Origin of the sequence: Brachybacterium sp. AOP43-C2-M15 (assembly GCF_052446295.1) — a bacterium.
Lineage (GTDB): Bacteria > Actinomycetota > Actinomycetes > Actinomycetales > Dermabacteraceae > Brachybacterium.
This window is the reverse complement of record NZ_JBQSWB010000005.1, coordinates 256,486-274,524: the sequence shown is the minus strand read 5'-3', so window position 1 is coordinate 274,524 and position 18,039 is coordinate 256,486. Positions and strand designations below refer to the sequence as shown.

The window sequence follows — 18,039 nt, the reverse complement described above, 5'->3', positions numbered from 1 at the left end:
GGTGGTGGGGGCGGCCCCCGCCGGGCACCCCCCCCCACCTCTCGCCCGTGCCCGCCGCCGGCTCAGGCCAGGTAGTCGACCTCGCGGGTCTCCTTGCCGATCAGGAGTGCGGCGGCCGTGATGATCGCGGCGAGCGTGAGGTAGCCGCCCACCAGCCACAGCGGGCCGTCCAGAAGCTGCCACAGCGCGATCATCGCGTAGGGCGCGGGAGCGGCCCCGATCACCGAGGCCATGTTGTAGCTGACCGCGCTGCCGGTGTAGCGCACATCGGCCCGGAACATCTCCGGCAGGAACGCGGCCATCGGGCCGAAGGTGAGTCCCATCAGGGTGAAGCCGACGATCAGGGCGGTCATCACGCCCACGGTGCCGGCCTGCATCAGCGGCTCGAGCAGCAGCCCGAACACGCCGATCCCCGCGGTGACCGCGAGCAGCAGCTTCCGGCGGCCCAGGCGGTCCGCGAGCGGTCCCGAGACCACGGTGAAGAGGCCGAAGAAGACCACGCCGATGATCAGCATGGTGAGGAAGTCGGTGCGCTGGTAGCCGAGCCCCGGGACGAATCCGTCGGCGTCGAAGGCGCTGCCGCCTGCCTCCGCGGCGGCGCGAGCGGTCTCCTCGTCGGCGGCGGTGGTGCCCACGACCATGAGGAACGCGGTCATCAGGTAGAACAGCACGTAGGTGGCGACCATCGCGACGGTGGCCAGCACCAGCGGCTTCCAGGCGGTGCGGAACACGCGCGCGATCGGGACCGCGGCGACCCGCTCCTCGTCGATGACCTTCTGGAAGGCCGGGGACTCCATGAGCTTCAACCGCACCCAGAGCCCCACGATGACCAGCACGGCCGAGAGCAGGAACGGCAGGCGCCAGCCCCAGGTCATGAACTGCTCCTCGCTCATCTGCACGCTGAGGAGCACGAACAGCAGGTTCGAGAGGATGAAGCCGATCGGAGCGCCGAGCTGCGGGAAGGTGCCGTACAGGGCGCGCTTGCCGGGCGGAGCGTTCTCGGTCGCCAGCAGCGCCGCCCCGGACCACTCCCCGCCCAGGCCGATGCCCTGGCAGAAGCGCAGCAGCACCAGGATCGCGGGGGCGAGCACCGTGAAGCCGGGCGTCGAGGCGGTGGGCAGCACGCCGATGAGGAAGGTCGCGATGCCCATCACCAGCAGGCTGGCCACGAGCGTGGTCTTGCGCCCCACCCGGTCGCCGTAGTGCCCGAAGACGAGCGACCCCAGCGGGCGCGCCACGAAGGCCACCCCGAAGACCGCGAAGGAGCTCAGCAGCTGGTTCGCCGGGGTCTGGGTGGGGAAGAACAGCGCCGGGAACACCAGGGAGGCGGCGGTGGCGTAGGCGTAGAAGTCGAAGAACTCGATCGTGGTGCCCACCATCGAGGCGGTGATGACCCGCCCGCGGGTGTTCGCCGGGGCAGCGGCGGGAGCCGTGGAGGGCGGCGTGGAGGAGGGTGGAGAGGTCAGATGCTGTGTGCTCACGACGCGCGACCCTAGACCTCGGATTCCGCCATTCGGACCCGATCGCCGGATCGTGAGACGGCCTCGCGTGCTGCCTCCCGACCTCCCGGGGAGGTCGCTCCCGAGGAGCGGGACATGAACTCTGCGGAGGCGCGGGCGTCGGAGGTCACGAGAGGGTCTCCCCTGCTGAAACGGGGGCGCGCCGCGGTCCCATCGATGGAAGAATCGACGGCGGCATGGGCGACCACCATGCCTGTGCTGACCTGAGGGGGACCCATGGAACTGTTCGTGCCCGTCATCGGGGTGATCGTGGTGGTGGCCGTCGTGCTGCTCATCGCGGCGATCATCCTGATGCGCAGCTATCGGATCGCCGCGCCCAACGAGGCGCTGATCATCACCGGCCGCAACGCGAAGGCGAGCCCCACCGGAGACATCGACCTCGAATCCGGCAGCGCGCGGGTCATCATCGGCGGCCGTGCGATCGTGCGGCCGATCTTCGACCGCGCCTTCGTGCTGAGCCTGAGCTCGCGACAGATCCCGGTCGAGGTCGAGGGCTACTCGATGAACGGCATCTTCCTGCGCCTGCGCGGGGTGGCACAGGTGAAGGTGGGCGGCAACATCGACGACGTCCGCAAGGCGTCCCAGCGCTTCCTCGATCAGCAGCAGCAGATCGACCACTACACCCAGGAGATCCTCTCGGGCACGCTCCGCGCCGTGGTGGGCACGCTGAGCGTCGAGCAGATCATCCGCGACCGCGCCTCCTTCGCCAGCCAGGTGCAGGCCGAGGCCGAGCACTCGATGAACAACCAGGGTCTGGTCATCGACACCTTCCAGATCTCCGCCATCGAGGACGACGGCTCCTACCTGCGTGACTGGGGCCGTCCCGAGGCCGCGCTGGTGGCCAAGCGCGCTGCGATCGCCGAGTCGGACGCCAACCGCGAGTCGACCCAGGCCAAGAACGTCAACCTCCAGCAGGAGGCCGAGTCGAAGCAGGCCTTCGACCTGCGCAACGCCGAGATCAAGGAGGAGACCGACGCACGCCAGGCCGCGGCCGACGCCTCCGGTCCGCTCGCTCGTGCCGCGCAGCAGCAGAAGATCATCGAGCAGGAAGAGCTCATCGCGGTCCGCAACAACGACCTGCGCGAGAAGCAGCTGATCGCCGAGGTCCACAAGCCCGCGGAGTCGAAGCGCTACGCCGAGCAGCAGGATGCGGACTCCAAGAAGTACGCCCGCATCGCCGAGTCGGAGGCCCAGCTGCAGGACGAGCGCAACCGCGCCGAGTCCCGCAAGGTCACCGCGGACGCCGAGGCGCACTCGATCGAGGCCCGGGGTCGTGCCGAGGCGGAGATCGAGCTGCAGCGCCGCTCGAAGGACGCCGAGGCCGTGCGCCTGGAAGGTCAGGCCGAGGCCGACTCGCTGCGTGCCAAGGGCGAGGCCGAGGCTGCGGCGATCCGTGCCAAGGGCGACGCCGAGGCGGAGACCACCCGTGCTCGCGCCGAGGCCTACAAGCAGTTCAACGACGCCGCCGTGCTGGCCCAGGTGCTCGAGGTGCTGCCGGAGGTGGCGGGCGAGCTCGCCGCCCCGTACTCGAACATCTCCAACCTCTCGGTGTTCTCCACCGACGGGGAGGCGAAGATCGGGCAGAACATCTCGGTGGGTCTGGCCCAGGTGCTCGACATGGTCAAGTCCACCACCGGTGTGGACTTCCAGGACACGCTCCAGCGCGCCGCCGAGGGCGGTCGCGCGGTGCGCGAGCAGTCGGAACAGACGGAGCAGGCAGAGCGGACGGAGCAGACGGAGCAGGCCGCTGCCGCGCGGCAGTCGGCGCCGTCGGTCGCCGCCGACGGAGCCGCCTCCGACGGAGCTGTCTCCGTCGACACCGCCGACGAGGCCTGAGCGCTCACGCCCCGGGCCATCGGCCCGCCCCACGGATCGCCCCGCTCCCTGCCCATGGCAGGGTCGGGGCGATCTGCTGTCCCGGCACTCCCCTCCCGTAGAGTGGGCGGTGGGCGCGACCACGTCGGCTCCGCCCGCGCTCGTCGAGAGAACGGAGCTTCCCGTGAAGATCGGAATCCTGACCTCCGGCGGCGACTGCCCCGGGCTGAACGCCGTGATCCGCGGCGCCGTGATCAAGGGCGACACGGTGTTCGAGGACGAGTTCCTCGGATACCGCGACGGCTGGCGCGGCGTGATCGACGACGACTGGGTCCCCCTCCCCCGTCGGCGCGTGCGCGGCATCGGCCGCGTCGGCGGCACGATCCTGGGCACCTCCCGGTCCAACCCCTTCGCCGACGGGGAGGACGGCGCCGCGATCGTGCGCCGCCACCTCGAGGAGCACGAGATCGATGCGATCATCGCGATCGGCGGCGACGGCACGCTGTTCACCGCGAACCGTCTCGTCGACTCCGGGATCCCCGTCGTCGGGGTGCCGAAGACGGTGGACAACGATCTCGACGCGACGGACTACACCTTCGGCTTCGACACCGCGGTGGAGATCGCCACGCACGCCCTGGACCGGCTGCGGATCACCGGCGACAGCCATCATCGCTGCATGGTCGCGGAGGTCATGGGCCGCTCCGTGGGGTGGATCGCGCTGCACTCGGGGATGGCCGCCGGTGCGCACGTCATCTGCATCCCCGAGTTCCCCCTGAGCATCGAGGAGATCTGTCAGCAGGTGCGATCCGCCTTCGATCGCGGGCGCGCTCCGCTGGTGGTCGTCGCCGAGGGCTTCGTGCCGCGCGACGCCCCCGAGGACTTCATGGACTACGACCTCGACGAGTTCGGCCGCCCCCGGTTCGGCGGGATCGCGCAGGCCCTCGCCCCGCTGATCGAGCAGCGGCTCGGCGTCGAGTCCCGCGCCACGGTGCTGGGCCACATCCAGCGCGGCGGCGAGCCGACGGGCTACGACCGGGTGCTCGCCACGCGTCTGGGCACCGCGGCGGTGGACCTCGTGCACTCCGGGGGCATCGGGCGCATGGTGGCGCTGCGCGGCACGGAGATCGTGGACGTCCCTCTCGCCGACGCGATCGACAGCGTCAAGCGCGTGCCCCGCTCCCGCTGGGAGGAGGCCACCGTGCTGTTCGGCTGATCCCGGCCCTCGCCGGAGAGCGAGGAGGACAGCGCGAGGGCAGGGCACCCTGCCGGGACGCCTCAGAGCCCCTGCGGCGAGCGCGCATCGCCGATCTCGCCGAGCAGCGCCTTCGCGTACGAGGCGTGCACGGATTCCGCATCGCTGGGGTGATACATGCCCGCCCGCACGTCCCGGGAGAGACGCTCGAGCTCGCTGCGGCGGAAGTACTGCGCGCCGCCGCCGGCGCGCAGGACCTGGTCGACGGCGGCGATAGCGGTCTCCGTCGCGCGGTGCTTGATCCCGGAGAAGTGGAGGAACCAGCGCGGTCCGTGGTCGACGGTCCCGGGACCGCTCCGTCCCGTCCCCAGCGCATCGAGGTCGGCGAGGACCTTCTCGATCTGCAGCACGGAGCCGTCGAGCTCGATCGCGGCGGCGGCGAGGCGGCGGCGGACGTCCGGGTCGTCGGCATGGACGATCCCCTTGGTGACGCTGCGCCGGGTGCCGGCGATCCGGACGCCGACCTGGACCGCGCGCTCGGCGACGCCGGTGTAGACCGCGGCGATCAGCAGCTCGAAGACGCCGAAGACGCCCATCACGAAGGGATCGGGGTTGGGGCCGACGGGGGTGACGGTCAGCACCCGGTCCGCGTCGATCACGGCGCCGTCCAGGCGCGTGGTGCGGGACTGGGAGGGGCGCATGCCGTGGGTGTCCCAGTCGTCGAGCGTGGCGACGGCCTCGGTGCGCTCGAGCACGCCGAACACCAGGCGCGGGTCGGTCTCCCGGGCCTCGGCGATGCGACCGTGCGCGACCAGGCGGTCCCACACCGGGGCGAGGGAGGTGAAGATCTTGGTGCCGGTGAGGCGGAAGCTGCCGTCCTCCTGCTCGTCGGCGCGGGTGGAGGAGTCGAAGAGCATCGCATCGTTGCCGGCCTCGGAGATCCCGAAGGCGAACAGGCGGTCCGCCGCGGCGTCCTCGAGGACCGTGCGCACCTGCGTGGAGCCGGCCCGGTGGGCGTGCAGCGCGGCACCGGTCACCACCAGGTGCATGTTCATCGACAGGGCGGTCGCCGGCGCGGCCTGTGCGAGGCGTCGCTGGACGCGGCTCGCCTCGAGCAGGGTCGCGCCGAGCCCGCCGAGCTCCGCGGGGACCAGCAGGCGGAGGTAGCCGCGCTCGCGCAGATCGGCGAGGTCCTCCTCGGGGAAGGTGTTCTCCCGGTCGTGGACCACCGCACGCTCGCGGAACGTGTCCAGCAGGGAATCGGGCAGCAGATCCTCGGCGATGATGCTCATGCGGCAACGCTAGTCCAGCGGGCGGCGCCGGCGGGAGTCGCGGACCGGACGGTGGGCCCCGGGCTCAGCGGGGGCTGCGCAGCGTCGCGAGCACGGGGCGGTGGTCCGAGGCGCCGCGAGGACCGACCCGCAGGGACTCGACCTCGAGCGGTCCGCGCACCCACAGCGCGTCGATCCTCCGGACCGGGAAGCGTGCCGGGTGGGTGGGCCGGGGTGCGGTGCCGCGGCCGGGCAGCACGGCGCCCAGCACGGGCAGCGCCCGGCCGAGTCGTCGCAGCGGCGAGTGCGCCGCCGCATCGGCGCGCTCCAGCTCCCGCGCCGCCTCCCGCCAGCCCGTGGCTGCGAGCACGGCGAGCTCCGGGGAGTCCGGGGAGGCGTTCATGTCGCCCATCAGCACGGCGGGACGAGCACGGTGGCCGTCGGAGGCGACCGGGCCGTCGAGCTCCTCGGCCCGGCGGACGATGCCCTGCACCTCGGCGGTGCGGTGCTCCCGGCGGAGGTTGTCCAGGTGCGTGACGAGGGCGGTGAGCTCTGCGCCGTCCGAGCGGCGCACGTGGGCGCTCAGCACGCCCCGCGGCTCGTGCAGCGGCTCGCAGCCGGGGTGCTCGGGCAGCGGGTGCATCGCGGGGTCGAGCAGCTCGTGCCGGGTCAGGAGGGCCACGCCGTACCGGCGTCGCGCCCCTCCGGCCACGTGCGGCGGACGGTCGATCGCGGCGCCGAAGGCGACCTGCATGCCGAGCAGCTCCCCGAGCCGGGAGGCCTGGTCCTCGTGCCCCGACCGGTCCCCGAAGCGGACGTCGACCTCCTGCAGGCCGATCACGTCGGCCCCCAGCGCCGAGATCTCGGCGGCGGTGCGCACGAGATCGACCCGGTCGTCGTCACCGTGCCCGTGGCGGATGTTGTAGGTCGCCACCCGCCACGAGATCATCGCGTCACTGCAGGCAGCTCGGGCCCAGCAGGGTCTTCAGCGAGGCGTACAGCGCGGCCGACGGCGTGACCGACAGGCGCTTGTCCAGCTGCATCAGCGTGGTCCGGCCCGGTTCCTGCAGGCGCAGGCGCACCTCACTGCCGCCGGGGTTGTCCTCGAGCACGCCGCGCAACTCCTGGACCACACGCTCGGTGGCGCGCATCGCGGGCAGCGCGATCACCACCGGTCCGTCGGCGCCGCCTCCGGTCTCAGGGATCGTCATCTCCATCACCCGCAGCTCGGGCATGCCCTTGGAGGTGTCCACCCGCCCCTTCATCGAGACGATGAGGTCCTCCGCCAGCTCGGTGGCGACGGTCTGGTAAGTGGAGGGGAACAGCAGGCAGTCGATCGACCCCTCGAGGTCCTCGACCGTGGCGATCGCCCACATGTCGCCCTTCTTGGTGGTCTTTCGCTGCAGGGTGGTGATCAGACCGGCGATGGTGACCATCGCGCCGTCCTCGACGGCGCCGTCGTCGGCGAGCGCGCTGATCGAGGTCGAGGAGTTCTGCGCGATGACGTGCTCGAGCCCGTACAGGGGATGGTCCGAGACGTACAGCCCCAGCATGTTGCGCTCGAAGGCGAGCTTCTCCTTGCGGTCCCATTCGGGCAGCTCGGGGATGGTGATGGTCGCGGCGGAGCCGGTGGCCATCGAGTCCTCGCCCTGGTCGCCGCCTCCGCCCCCGAACACGTCCGCGAAGAGGTCGTACTGGCCCTGGGCCTCCTTGCGCTTGACGTCGACGACGGAGTCGACGGCGTCCTCGTGGATCAGCACCAGGGAGCGACGGTTCGCGCCGAGCGAGTCGAAGGCGCCGCCCTTGATCAGCGACTCGATGGTGCGCTTGTTGCACACGCCCAGCGGCACCTTGTCCAGGAAGTCGGTGAAGGAGGTGAAGGCGCCCTTCTCCTCGCGGGTGCGGATGATCTCCTCGACCACGTGGGCGCCCACGTTGCGGATCGCGGACAGGCCGAAGCGGATGTCGTCGCCGACGGCGGAGAAGTAGAGATCCGATTCGTTGACGTCCGGCGGGAGCACCGTGATCCCGCGGTGGCGGCAGTCGCCGAGGTACAGGCCCAGCCGGTCGCGGTTCTCCTGGGTGGAGGTGAGCAGCGCGGCCATGTACTCGGTGGGGTGGTTCGCCTTGAGGTAGGCGGTCCAGTAGGAGACCACGCCGTAGGCGGCGGAGTGGGACTTGTTGAAGGCGTAGTCCGCGAAGGGCAGCAGCGTCTCCCACAGCGCGGCGACCGCGGCGTCGGAGTAGCCGTTGCTCTTCATGCCCGCCTCGAAGGAGACGTACTGCTTGTCCAGCTCCGCCTTCTTCTTCTTGCCCATGGCGCGGCGCAGGATGTCCGCCTCGCCGAGCGAGTACCCGGCGACCTTCTGGGCGGTCTGCATCACCTGCTCCTGATAGACCAGCACGCCGTAGGTCTCGCCGAGGATCTCCGCGAGCGGCTCCTCGAGCTCGGGGTGGATCGGGGTGATGGGCTGCAGGCCGTTCTTGCGCAGCGCGTAGTTGGTGTGCGAGCCCATGCCCATCGGGCCCGGGCGGTACAGCGCCGAGACGGCGGTGATGTCCCCGAACTGGTCGGGCTTCATCTGCCGCAGCAGGGTGCGCATGCCGGAGCCGTCCAGCTGGAACACGCCCAGCGTGTCGCCCTTCTGGAGCAGCTCGTAGGTGCGCTCGTCGTCGAAGGGCAGGGTCTCGAGGTCCGGGGGCGTCTTGCCGTTGCGCTCCATGTTCTGCACCGCGTCGGAGAGGACGGTGAGGTTGCGCAGGCCCAGGAAGTCCATCTTCAGCAGCCCGAGCGTCTCGCAGGTGGGGTACTCGAACTGGGTGATGATCTGCCCGTCGGAGGGGCGGCGCATCATCGGGATGATGTCGGTCAGCGGGTGGCTGGACATGATGACGGCGCAGGCGTGGACGCCCCAGCCGCGGGTGAGGCCCTCGACGCCGGTGGCGATCTCGACGACCTTGCGGACGTCCGGGTCCTCGTCGTGGACGCGGCGGAACTCCCCTGCCTCGGCATAGCGCTTGTGCTCGGGATCGAAGATGCCCTTGAGCGGGATGTCCTTGCCCATCACCGCGGGCGGCAGCGCCTTGGTGAGCTTGTCCCCCATGGCGAAGGGGTAGTCGAGCACGCGGGCGGCGTCCTTGAGGGAGTTCTTCGTCTTCATGACGCCGTAGGTGATGACCTGGGAGACCCGGTCGTCGCCGTACTTCTTCTCGACGTACTCGATGACCTCGCCGCGGCGGCGGTCGTCGAAGTCGACGTCGAAGTCCGGCATGGAGACGCGGTCCGGGTTCAGGAAGCGCTCGAACAGCAGACCGTGCTCGAGGGGGTCCAGGTCGGTGATCCGCATGGCGTAGGCGACCATCGACCCGGCGCCCGAGCCGCGCCCCGGGCCCACCCGGATGTCCTGCTCCTTGGCCCACTTGATGTAGTCCGAGACCACCAGGAAGTAGCCGGGGAAGCCCATCTGGAGGATGACGCCGACCTCGTAGTCGGCGCGCTTCTGCACGTCGTCTGGGATGCCGGCGGGGTAGCGGTACTCCAGGCCGCGCTGGACCTCCTTGACGAACCAGGACTCCTCGTCCTCTCCCTCGGGGGTGGGGAAGTTGGGCATGTAGTTCGCGCCCTCGTCGGTGGTGCGGAACTCGACCTCGCACATCTCGGCGATGCGCAGAGTGTTGTCGCACGCCTCCGGGAACTCGCGGAACAGCTCGCGCATCTGCTGCGCGGACTTCAGGAAGTAGCCCGAGCCGCCGAACTTGAAGCGGTCGGGGTCGTTGAGGCGGGAGCCGGAGTTGATGCAGAGCAGGACGTCCTGGATCTGCGCATCGGCCTCGGTGACGTAGTGGAGGTCGTTGGTGGCCACCAGCGGCGCGTTGATCGCCCGGCTCACCTCGAGCAGGTCCTTGCTGACGCGCTTCTCGATGTCCAGGCCGTGGTCCATCAGCTCGATGAAGTAGCTGTCGCGGCCGAACATGTCCTGGAACTCGCCGGCGGCCTTGACCGCCTCGTCGAACTGGCCCAGGCGCAGGCGGGTCTGGACCTCTCCGGAGGGGCAGCCGCTGGTGGCGATCAGGCCGGGCGAGTACGCGGAGAGGATCTCGCGGTCCATCCGCGGCCACTTGCCCATCTGGCCGTCCAGGGAGGCGGCGGAACCGAGCCGGAAGAGGTTGTGCATGCCCTCGGTCGACTTCGACAGCAGGGTCATGTGGGTGTAGGCGCCGCGGGCGGAGACGTCGTCACCGGCCGCCTGCTGCTCCTTGGTGCCCCACTGCACGCGGGTGCGGTCGTGGCGGCTCGTCCCGGGGGTGACGTAGGCCTCGACGCCGACGATGGGCTTGATCCCGGCGTCGGTGGCGGCCTTGTAGAACTCGTAGGCACCGAAGAGGTAGCCGTGATCGGTGATCGCCACCGCCTTCTGCCCCTGGTTCACCGTCTCGTCGACCAGCTTGTCGATCTTCGCGGCGCCGTCCAGCAGCGAGTAATCGGTGTGGACGTGGAGGTGGACGAAGTCATCGGAGTCCGCGGAAGCCATGCGTTCCAGAGTAGTCGCGGGGGCCGTCGGATGAGCGCCCCGGAGGGGTCGGAGAGGTCACCTCGGCGCGTCCGGCGTGTCGCCGTCGGGGCGGCCGACGGGCGGGCTGACCGGGCCCGGTCGAGCGCCGGCCCCGGCCCGTGGGGACCGGGGCCGGCGCGGCCGGGTGCGCGGCTCAGTGGGGGCCCGCAACCTCGCCGTGAGTGCGCAGGATCGATTGCTCTGCTCTCCCGGCCCCGAAGGCGTTCACGATGCCCGACCGTCCTCCCCGTTCACCGCGCCCAGCGGCCGGGCGCGCAGGTCAGCATCCGCCGACCGTGGGGCAGGGCCCTATCGTGTCGCCATGGACAGAACCGCCGCCCGCCCTTCACCGCCGGGCATCGCGTTCGCGATCGCGCCTCTCCTCTCGGGCGTCCTCGCGATCATCCTCTCGGTGTGCGGGCAGCTGATCGCAGCAAGGAGGTTGGCAGCCGATACGAACAGCGGGCACCCCTCTGCAGACCAGCCTTTCGTGCACATGCTCGCCATCACGCCGAGCCTGTGCTTCTCTGCCCTGGCTGTCCTGCTGTACCTGTTCGCCGCCCCCGGCTCTCGGCGACATCGGCGGCTCGCCGCTCTCGGAATGGTGCTGGGTGTCATCGCGGCCGTGCTCACGCTCATAGACCTCCCCGGAGGCCTCGCCGCTCGTTTCTGGATAGAGCCATTGCCGGACGAGCGCTGAGACCTCTTTCCGAGAGGGCCTCCTCTGCCGTGGACCCGTCGGAGCGTCCTGAGCTCCTCGCCGTGGCTCGACGGTCGTCGGTGCTGTCGTCGCACGGTGAGTTCAGGCTGCGAAGTCACCGATGGGGCAGCGGTTCAGGACCCGTCCGCCTCCGCGTCCTGCTCGCGACGCATGTCCGCGAGCAGCGAGTTCATGTAGTCGTGCACGTCCTCGTAGCTCAGGGAGCGCTCGTCGCGGCGCGGCGGGATGCCGCCCACGAAGGCGCCGCCGTGCCAGGCCATGGAGTCGTCCGGCAGGGTCTGGTCGTCGTCGCGCCACAGATCGATCGGGATCGCGTGAGCGGCGAGGTCGCGGGCGATCTCGTCGGCCTGGGTGGGCTCCCCGGAGCGCTGCAGCACGGAGACCAGCAGGGACTGCGCCGTCCAGGCGATTGCGTCGTCGCGAGGGTCCTCCCCCGGGTCGACGGATTCCTGGACCAGGGCGATGTAGCTCGCGGCGAGCTCGTCGGCCCCGTCCTCGTAGTGGTCCTTCGCCACGCGCAGGGCGACCCTCGGCACCAGGCCCCGCGCCTCCCACAGCACCGCCGCGCCCACCAGCGCCATCCCCACCCCGGTCGGGAAGTCCGGGTCCAGGGACAGGTCGGAGCTCGGGGTGCGGCCGGCGCGGCGGTCGTCGTCGGCGACGAGGAACTCCTCCACGGAGCGCTCGAGCGCGGCGCGCACCTGCGCGTCGTCGCGCAGCGCGAGCTCGGCCCCGGCCGGGTCCAGGCCCAGGCGCCGCGCCACGCGAGCGTAGGGGAAGTCGGGGCGGGACAGCGCGGCGTCCCGGGTGGGCGTCAGCGCGCCGGAGGTCTGCTCGTCGGTCATGGTCCCGACCGTATCGCCTGACAGGATGGCCCCGTGCCCGCCGACACCCCGATCCTGCTGAGCGATCTGAGCGTCGAGGACGCCGGGACGGTCGCCGACCGGGCGCGCGACGAGGTCTTCCTCGCACGGGCGGGGTGGTCGCCGGGGCTGCGGCACGAGGAGCATCTCGCGTTCTGGCGGCGGCTCGACCAGGCCCCGCCGCCCGAGCTGCTGCGCCTGGTCGCCGAGCGGCGCGGCGCGGTGGTGGGCACCGTGGACCTGCACGGTCTCGAGCCGGGGATCCGGGAGCTGGGCTACGTGGTCGGGCCGAGCGCGAACTGGGGGCAGGGACTCGACACCGCCGTCGCACGCGCCGGGCTCACCCACGCCTTCGACGTCCTCGAGCTGGAGGTCGTGTGGGCGGAGGCGCTGCCCGCGAACTCGGCCTCGGGGAGGATCCTGCGTCGACTCGGGATGCGACCCGACGGGCACGGCGAGGTCGAGGAGTTCCTGGGCGTCCCCGGGCGCTTCGAGCGGTACCGGATCACGCGCGAGCAGCACCGACGCGGCCTCAGGGCCGAGGAACCGCTCAGCCCTCGCGGAGCCGGTCCAGCGCCTGCTGGAGATCGGCCGGGTACTGCGAGGAGTAGGTGACCACGTCGCCGGTCGCGGGGTGCACGAAGCTCAGCTGCATCGCGTGCAGCCATTGCCGGATCAGCCCCACCCGCTCGGCGAGCGTCGGATCCGCGCCGTAGAGGGGATCGCCCACCAGCGGATGGTGGAGCGCGGCCATGTGCACCCGGATCTGGTGGGTGCGCCCGGTCTCGAGCCGGACCGACAGCAGGGTCGCGCCGTGCAGGGCCTCGAGGGTCTCGTAGTGGGTGACGGAGTGCTTGCCGTCGCGTCGCACCGCGAACTTGTAGTCGTGGTGCGGGGAGCGGCCGATGGGCGCCTCGATCGTGCCCTCGGGCTGATCAGGCGTCCCCTGGCAGACGGCGTGGTACACCTTGCCGACCTCGCGGGCGCGGAAGGCGTCCTTGAGGGTGGTGTAGGCGCGCTCGGTGCGGGCGACGACCATCAGTCCGCTGGTGCCCACGTCGAGCCGGCTGACGATGCCCTGCCGCTCGGGATCGCCCGTGGTGCGGATCGAGACGCCCGCGGCGGCCAGGTGCCCCAGCACGGTGGGGCCGGACCAGCCGGCGCTCGGATGCGCGGCCACCCCCACGGGCTTGTCGACCACGACGATGTCCTCGTCCTGGTGGACGAGGCTCATCCCGTCGGCGATCTGCGGCCGCACCTGGACGGCCGGCTTCTCGTCGGGCAGCTCGACGTGGACCATCGCCCCGGGCTCGAGCCGGGTGGAGCGGGCCGGAGCCCGGCCGTCCACCAGCACGAGACCGTCGGCGACGAGATCGGCGGCGCGGGTGCGGGACAGGCCCAGCATGCGGGAGACGCCGACGTCCACCCGTTCGCCCGCGAGCCCGTCGGGCACCATCAGCGTGCGGGAGGAGCTCATCGGGCCTCCTCGTCCGACGAGGGATCCGAAGACTCGCTCGGCTCCGCCGCAGGATCGGCGGCCACGCCGAACAGTCCCAGCGCCACGATCAGGATCGCGCCGCCCACCACCGCCATGTCCGCGACGTTGAAGACGGGCCAGTGGGGCAGCTCGAGGAAGTCGACCACGGCCCCATGGAAGGGCGACGGGTCGCGCAGCAGCCGGTCATGGATGTTGCCCAGCGCGCCGCCGGTGATCAGGCCGAGCGCGAGCGTGTACCAGGGCGAGCGCACCGCGCGGATCGCGAAGACGACGACGCCGATCACGATCGCGATCTGGAGACCGGTCACCACCGGGGTGATCTCCGACCCCATCCCCCAGGCCGCCCCGGAGTTGTAGAGCAGGGTGAGCTGCAGGATCTCGCCGAGGAAGGGCTGCGGCTCGAGCAGCGGCAGGTTCGCGACCGCCCAGTTCTTGGTCAGCTGGTCGGCGACCAGGAGCACAGCGGCGATCGCGGCCATGATGCCGAGGGCGCCGCCCCGGCTCAGACGGCGACGAGCGCCGGACCCCGTGGGCCCGGCGCTCGTCGGCTCGGAGACGGTGCTGCTCACAGACCGAAGTTCGCCTGCTTGTCCTGCGTCTCGCTGGTGTCGAGATCGCGGAGCTGGTTCTCCAGGTAGTTGCGCAGACGATTGCGGTAGTCCCGCTCGAAGTTGCGCAGACCCTCGATGGTCTTGTCGAGCTCGGCCTTCGTGGTCTCGAGCTCGGCGAGGGTGGTGCGGGACTTCTCCTCGGCCTCGCCGACGATGCGCTTGTGCTCGTCGTTGGCCTCGCTGATCAGACGATCGTGCTCGTCGTTGGCCTCGCTGATCAGACGATCGCGCTCGTCCTCACCGTTCTTGACGTACTCGTCGTGCAGACGGTTCGCCAGGGCGATGATGCCGGCGGCGGACTGGTCGGGGCTCTCGGCCGCGGGAGCGGCATCGGAGACGACCGGCTGCGGGGCGGTGGCGGCGGTCTCGTCGGCGGTGGAGACGGAGGAGTCCTCGGCAGTCGCCGTGGCGGCGGCCGCCTCGTCGTCCTCGCCCTCGTCCGTGACCGGCGCGGTGTCGATGATCGCGTCGGTCTCGCCGGTCGCGGAGGCCTCGGTCGCGGGCACGGCGGCGGCCGCCCCGGACTCGAGCTCGGCGATGCGGTTGTGCGCCTCCTCGAGCTCCTTCTTCAGGCGCTCGTTCTCGGCGATCAGTTCCTTCAGACGAGGTTCGACATCGTTGTCGAGGAAGTTGTCGACCTCGTCCATGTCGTAGCCCTCGGAGAACCGGACGGGGGTGAACCGCTGATTCTGCAGGTCTTCGGGCATCAGAGCCATGGGTCACCTTTTCTTCGTGAATAACGTCAGATGCGCGGTGGGCGCGGTGCCGCCAAGCCTAGCGGATGACGAGGACGATCCAGAACGAGAGCGCCGACGGCGCTCAGGACGAGGAGGACCTCACATCGCCAGTCCGGCCAGGACCCGCAGCAGGATCCAGCCCACGAGGAGCAGGATCATCAGGCTCAGGTCGAGCGAGATGGCGCCCAGGCGCACCGGAGGGATGAGGCGACGCAGCCCCTTCACCGGCGGGTCGGTCAGCGTGAAGACGACCTCGAACAGCACCAGGACCAGGCCGGAGGGCCGGTACTCCCGCGAGTACGACTGGATCCACTCGAGCACCAGGCGCGCGATGAGCAGGATCAGGTACACCAGCACCGCGAGGTACAGCACTCCTGCGACGAGCTGCACGGCCGCTCAGCTCTGGTTGTAGAAGCTGCCCTCGTCGGCCGAGGCGTCCCCGTCGACCTGGACGAACTCCGGAGAGAGCAGGAACACCTTGGAGGTGACGCGCTCGATGGTGCCGCGCAGGCCGAAGACCAGCCCGGCGGAGAAGTCGACCATGCGCTTGGCGTCGCCGTCCTGCATGTCCGAGAGGTTCATGATGACCGGGACGCCGTCGCGGAACGACTCGCCGATCGCCTTGGCATCGTTGTAGGAGCGCGGATGGATGGTGGTGATGCGGTGCATCGACTCCTCCACTGCCGGGGCCATGGCCACCACGTTCGAATGCTGACGGATCGGGGTCACCTGGGCCTCCCGTTCGGAAGCGGGCTCGACGCCCCGCTCGGTGCGGCGGGACGGAGCGGCGGCCTCGTCGTGGCGGAGCCGCTCGTCCTCGTAGTACTCGTCGTCGACCTCGTTGGCGAGGCCGAGTGCGACCATGGCGTTGCGCCAGGTTCCCATCGCAGATCTCCCAGTCTGTTGTTCACGCTGACCTGGGTCCCGGGGAAGCACGGGGAGTGCGCGGGGACCCGTCACACCGAAAGTACCGCAGGCATTTCCCGGACCACGGGAGGCGCCCGGCGTGTCGTGGGCGTGTCGTGGGCATGTCCTGCACCGACGTCGCGGACTGCGGCGATGTGGGTCGGTGCCGCCGCCCGCGCCGTCGCCGACGCCGTGCTCACGCCCGGCGCAGCACTCCGGCGAAGCGGCCGGTGCGGGCGTGGCGACGGTAGGAGTAGAAGCGCTCGTCCTCGAGGGTGCAGGGGTGGTCGGCGTCGATGTCGCCGGGCGGGATCCCGGCCTGCTCGAGCACGGCGACGGCGCCGGCGCGCAGGTCCAGCGACGGGGTTCCCCAGGAGGTCGTGGACCAGGTGCTCGGCAGCCGCCCGGAGGCGTCCTCGCGCATCGCAGCAGGGACCTCGTAGCAGCCTCCGCAGATCGAGGGGCCGATGGACGCGGTGAGGTCGGCGGGGTCCGCGCCGCTGCGCACCATCTCGGCGACCGTGCTCTCCAGCACCCCGCCGAGGAGACCCTGGCGGCCCGCGTGGGCAGCCGCCACGGTGCCGGTGACCGGATCGGACAGCAGCACCGGGAGGCAGTCGGCGACCATGATCACGAGGGCGACGTCCTCGCGGTCGGTGACCATCGCGTCGGCGGTCACCACCGGCACCGGCCCTCGGGGCGGGATCCGGTGGACGTCGGCGGAGTGGACCTGGTCGACGAAGGCGAGCCGCGCCCCCATCTCGGCGGCGAGCAGCGCACGGTTGCGCTCCACCGCGTGCTCCTGGTCGCCGACGTGCCGGGCCAGGTTCAGCCCGGCGTGGTCGCCGGTGCTCACTCCCCCGCGACGCCCCGTGAACAGGGCACGGGCCCCGCGAAGCCGCGGGGCCCGTGCCTGGAGGGGAGCTGTCACTTGAGGAAGGACGGCAGATCGAGATCGTCGTCGTCCGCCGGGGGCTCCTCGATGTGGGGCGGGCGGGCGGGCTCGCGCTCCGGGGCGCGAGGAGCCGGCTGCGGGGCGACCTGCTCCTGCTGCTCGTACTGCCCGTCCTCGGAGTCGGCCGCGTCGAGCACCTCGGTCTCGGGCTCGCTCGCGCTCGGTCGCGACGGGGAGAAGGACTGCTGCGGAAGGCCCCAGGCCCCGGCGCCCGCCGCGGCCGCGGGACCGCCGCTCGCGGGACGCTGCTCCTGGGAGGCCGGTCGGGGCGCGGCCGCCCGCGGGGGCTGCGCCTGCTCGGAGCGCTGGGCCGGGGCCTGGCGCTGCTGCGGGGCGGCCTCCTGGCGCTGGGTCGGTCCGCCGCCCTCGAAGCCGGCGGCGATGACGGTCACGCGCACCTCGTCGCCCAGGGCGTCGTCGATGACGGAGCCGAAGATGATGTTCGCATCGGGGTGCGCGGCCTCCTGCACCAGACGGGCCGCCTCGGAGACCTCGTACAGGCCGAGGTCGCTGCCGCCCTGGATGGAGAGCAGCACGCCGTAGGCGCCGTCGATCGAGGCCTCGAGCAGCGGGCTCGAGACGGCGAGCTCGGCGGCCTGCAGCGCACGGTCGTCTCCGCGCGCGGAGCCGATGCCCATCAGGGCGCTGCCGGCGCCCTGCATGACGGACTTGACGTCCGCGAAGTCGAGGTTGATCAGGCCGGGAGTGGTGATCAGGTCGGTGATGCCCTGGACGCCGGAGAGGAGGACCTGGTCCGCGCTCTTGAAGGCATCGAGCATCGAGACCTGCTTGTCCGCGATGGAGAGCAGACGGTCGTTGGGGATCACGATGAGGGTGTCGACCTCGGCCTGCAGACCGGCGATGCCGGACTCGGCCTGGGTGGAGCGACGCCGGCCCTCGAAGGTGAAGGGACGGGTGACTACGCCGATCGTCAGGGCACCGAGGCTGCGCGCGATCTTGGCGACCACGGGAGCGCCGCCGGTGCCGGTGCCGCCGCCCTCGCCGGCCGTCACGAAGACCATGTCGGCCCCGCGCAGGACCTCCTCGATCTCCTCGGCGTGGTCCTCGGCGGCCCTCTTGCCGACCTCGGGATCGGCGCCGGCGCCGAGCCCGCGGGTGATCTCCTTGCCGACGTCGAGCTTGACGTCCGCGTCGGACATCAGCAGCGCCTGGGCGTCGGTGTTGATCGCGATGAACTCGACGCCCTTGAGACCGGACTCGATCATGCGGTTGACGGCGTTGACACCTCCGCCGCCGACGCCGACGACCTTGATGACTGCGAGTGAGATCTGGGTTCCGGCCACGTTTGGGTCCTTGCTCTTGTCGTTCCTCCGTGGAGAGGGGCCTGCGTCGCACCTGGTCGTGGACTTCCGAAACCCTCGACCTCGACTTGAGGT

Annotated in this window: 16 protein-coding genes; 4 read left to right on the top strand and 12 right to left on the bottom strand. The window is 71.1% G+C overall.

The genetic code is table 11. The features are described from left to right. Positions 1–62 precede the first annotated feature (62 nt). Entirely contained in the window at positions 63–1,481 is a 1,419-nt protein-coding gene (locus tag ACT3SP_RS07785; protein ID WP_444586694.1) for an MFS transporter, read from the bottom strand. Positions 1,482–1,736: 255 nt separating this feature from the next. Between ACT3SP_RS07785 and ACT3SP_RS07780 the strand changes: the two genes are divergently transcribed. Both ACT3SP_RS07780 and ACT3SP_RS07775 read left to right on the top strand, forming a co-directional pair. Continuing rightward, on the top strand, positions 1,737–3,356 hold the full coding sequence (locus tag ACT3SP_RS07780) for a flotillin family protein (RefSeq protein ID WP_444586693.1): 1,620 nt from the start codon (positions 1,737–1,739) through the stop codon (positions 3,354–3,356). 163 nt (positions 3,357–3,519) lie between these two features. Next, positions 3,520–4,548: an ATP-dependent 6-phosphofructokinase gene (locus tag ACT3SP_RS07775; protein WP_444586692.1), complete on the top strand. Its 1,029-nt coding sequence runs from the start codon at positions 3,520–3,522 to the stop codon at positions 4,546–4,548. Between the two features lie 62 nt (positions 4,549–4,610). Here the strand turns inward: ACT3SP_RS07775 and ACT3SP_RS07770 are convergent, their stop codons facing one another. From ACT3SP_RS07770 to dnaE, 3 genes are all read right to left on the bottom strand, one after another. Next, positions 4,611–5,819, bottom strand: coding sequence for an acyl-CoA dehydrogenase family protein (locus ACT3SP_RS07770; protein WP_444586691.1), 1,209 nt, complete (start codon positions 5,817–5,819; stop codon positions 4,611–4,613). 64 nt (positions 5,820–5,883) lie between these two features. After that, positions 5,884–6,747, bottom strand: coding sequence for an endonuclease/exonuclease/phosphatase family protein (locus ACT3SP_RS07765; RefSeq protein ID WP_444586690.1), 864 nt, complete (start codon positions 6,745–6,747; stop codon positions 5,884–5,886). A gap of 4 nt (positions 6,748–6,751) precedes the next feature. Next, positions 6,752–10,330: a DNA polymerase III subunit alpha gene (dnaE, locus tag ACT3SP_RS07760; RefSeq protein WP_444586689.1), complete on the bottom strand. Its 3,579-nt coding sequence runs from the start codon at positions 10,328–10,330 to the stop codon at positions 6,752–6,754. Positions 10,331–10,673: 343 nt separating this feature from the next. Between dnaE and ACT3SP_RS07755 the strand changes: the two genes are divergently transcribed. Next, complete coding sequence (locus tag ACT3SP_RS07755) at positions 10,674–11,051, top strand: hypothetical protein (protein WP_444586688.1); 378 nt, start codon at positions 10,674–10,676, stop codon at positions 11,049–11,051. Positions 11,052–11,185: 134 nt separating this feature from the next. On the opposite strand, the gene ACT3SP_RS07750 is transcribed toward ACT3SP_RS07755, so the two are convergent. Further along, complete coding sequence (locus tag ACT3SP_RS07750; RefSeq protein WP_444586687.1) at positions 11,186–11,917, bottom strand: hypothetical protein; 732 nt, start codon at positions 11,915–11,917, stop codon at positions 11,186–11,188. Between the two features lie 33 nt (positions 11,918–11,950). Here ACT3SP_RS07750 and ACT3SP_RS07745 point away from each other — a divergent pair, with 33 nt between their 5' ends. Next, complete coding sequence (locus ACT3SP_RS07745) at positions 11,951–12,550, top strand: GNAT family N-acetyltransferase (RefSeq protein WP_444586686.1); 600 nt, start codon at positions 11,951–11,953, stop codon at positions 12,548–12,550. Here the strand turns inward: ACT3SP_RS07745 and ACT3SP_RS07740 are convergent. From ACT3SP_RS07740 to ftsZ, 7 genes are all read right to left on the bottom strand, one after another. Next, positions 12,486–13,412, bottom strand: coding sequence for an RluA family pseudouridine synthase (locus ACT3SP_RS07740; RefSeq protein ID WP_444586685.1), 927 nt, complete (start codon positions 13,410–13,412; stop codon positions 12,486–12,488). The two genes, ACT3SP_RS07745 and ACT3SP_RS07740, sit on opposite strands and share 65 nt — an antisense overlap. Continuing rightward, a complete protein-coding gene (gene lspA, locus ACT3SP_RS07735) occupies positions 13,409–14,002 on the bottom strand; it encodes a signal peptidase II (RefSeq protein WP_444586684.1) in 594 nt (197 codons plus the stop codon). Before lspA ends, ACT3SP_RS07740 begins: the two co-directional genes overlap by 4 nt. Continuing rightward, complete coding sequence (locus ACT3SP_RS07730) at positions 13,999–14,760, bottom strand: DivIVA domain-containing protein (RefSeq protein ID WP_444586683.1); 762 nt, start codon at positions 14,758–14,760, stop codon at positions 13,999–14,001. The genes lspA and ACT3SP_RS07730 overlap by 4 nt, the downstream gene beginning before the upstream one ends. A gap of 120 nt (positions 14,761–14,880) precedes the next feature. Then, positions 14,881–15,171 (bottom strand): YggT family protein, encoded by a 291-nt coding sequence (locus ACT3SP_RS07725; protein WP_444586682.1) that lies wholly within the window; start codon positions 15,169–15,171, stop codon positions 14,881–14,883. Positions 15,172–15,177: 6 nt separating this feature from the next. After that, the gene (locus tag ACT3SP_RS07720) at positions 15,178–15,666 is read right to left on the bottom strand and encodes a cell division protein SepF (RefSeq protein ID WP_444586681.1); all 489 of its coding nucleotides are present in this window, start codon (positions 15,664–15,666) and stop codon (positions 15,178–15,180) included. A 217-nt stretch (positions 15,667–15,883) separates the two neighbouring features. After that, positions 15,884–16,618: a peptidoglycan editing factor PgeF gene (pgeF, locus tag ACT3SP_RS07715; protein WP_444586680.1), complete on the bottom strand. Its 735-nt coding sequence runs from the start codon at positions 16,616–16,618 to the stop codon at positions 15,884–15,886. Continuing rightward, complete coding sequence (gene ftsZ / locus ACT3SP_RS07710; protein WP_444586679.1) at positions 16,615–17,946, bottom strand: cell division protein FtsZ; 1,332 nt, start codon at positions 17,944–17,946, stop codon at positions 16,615–16,617. Before ftsZ ends, pgeF begins: the two co-directional genes overlap by 4 nt. Between the last annotated feature and the right edge of the window lie 93 nt (positions 17,947–18,039).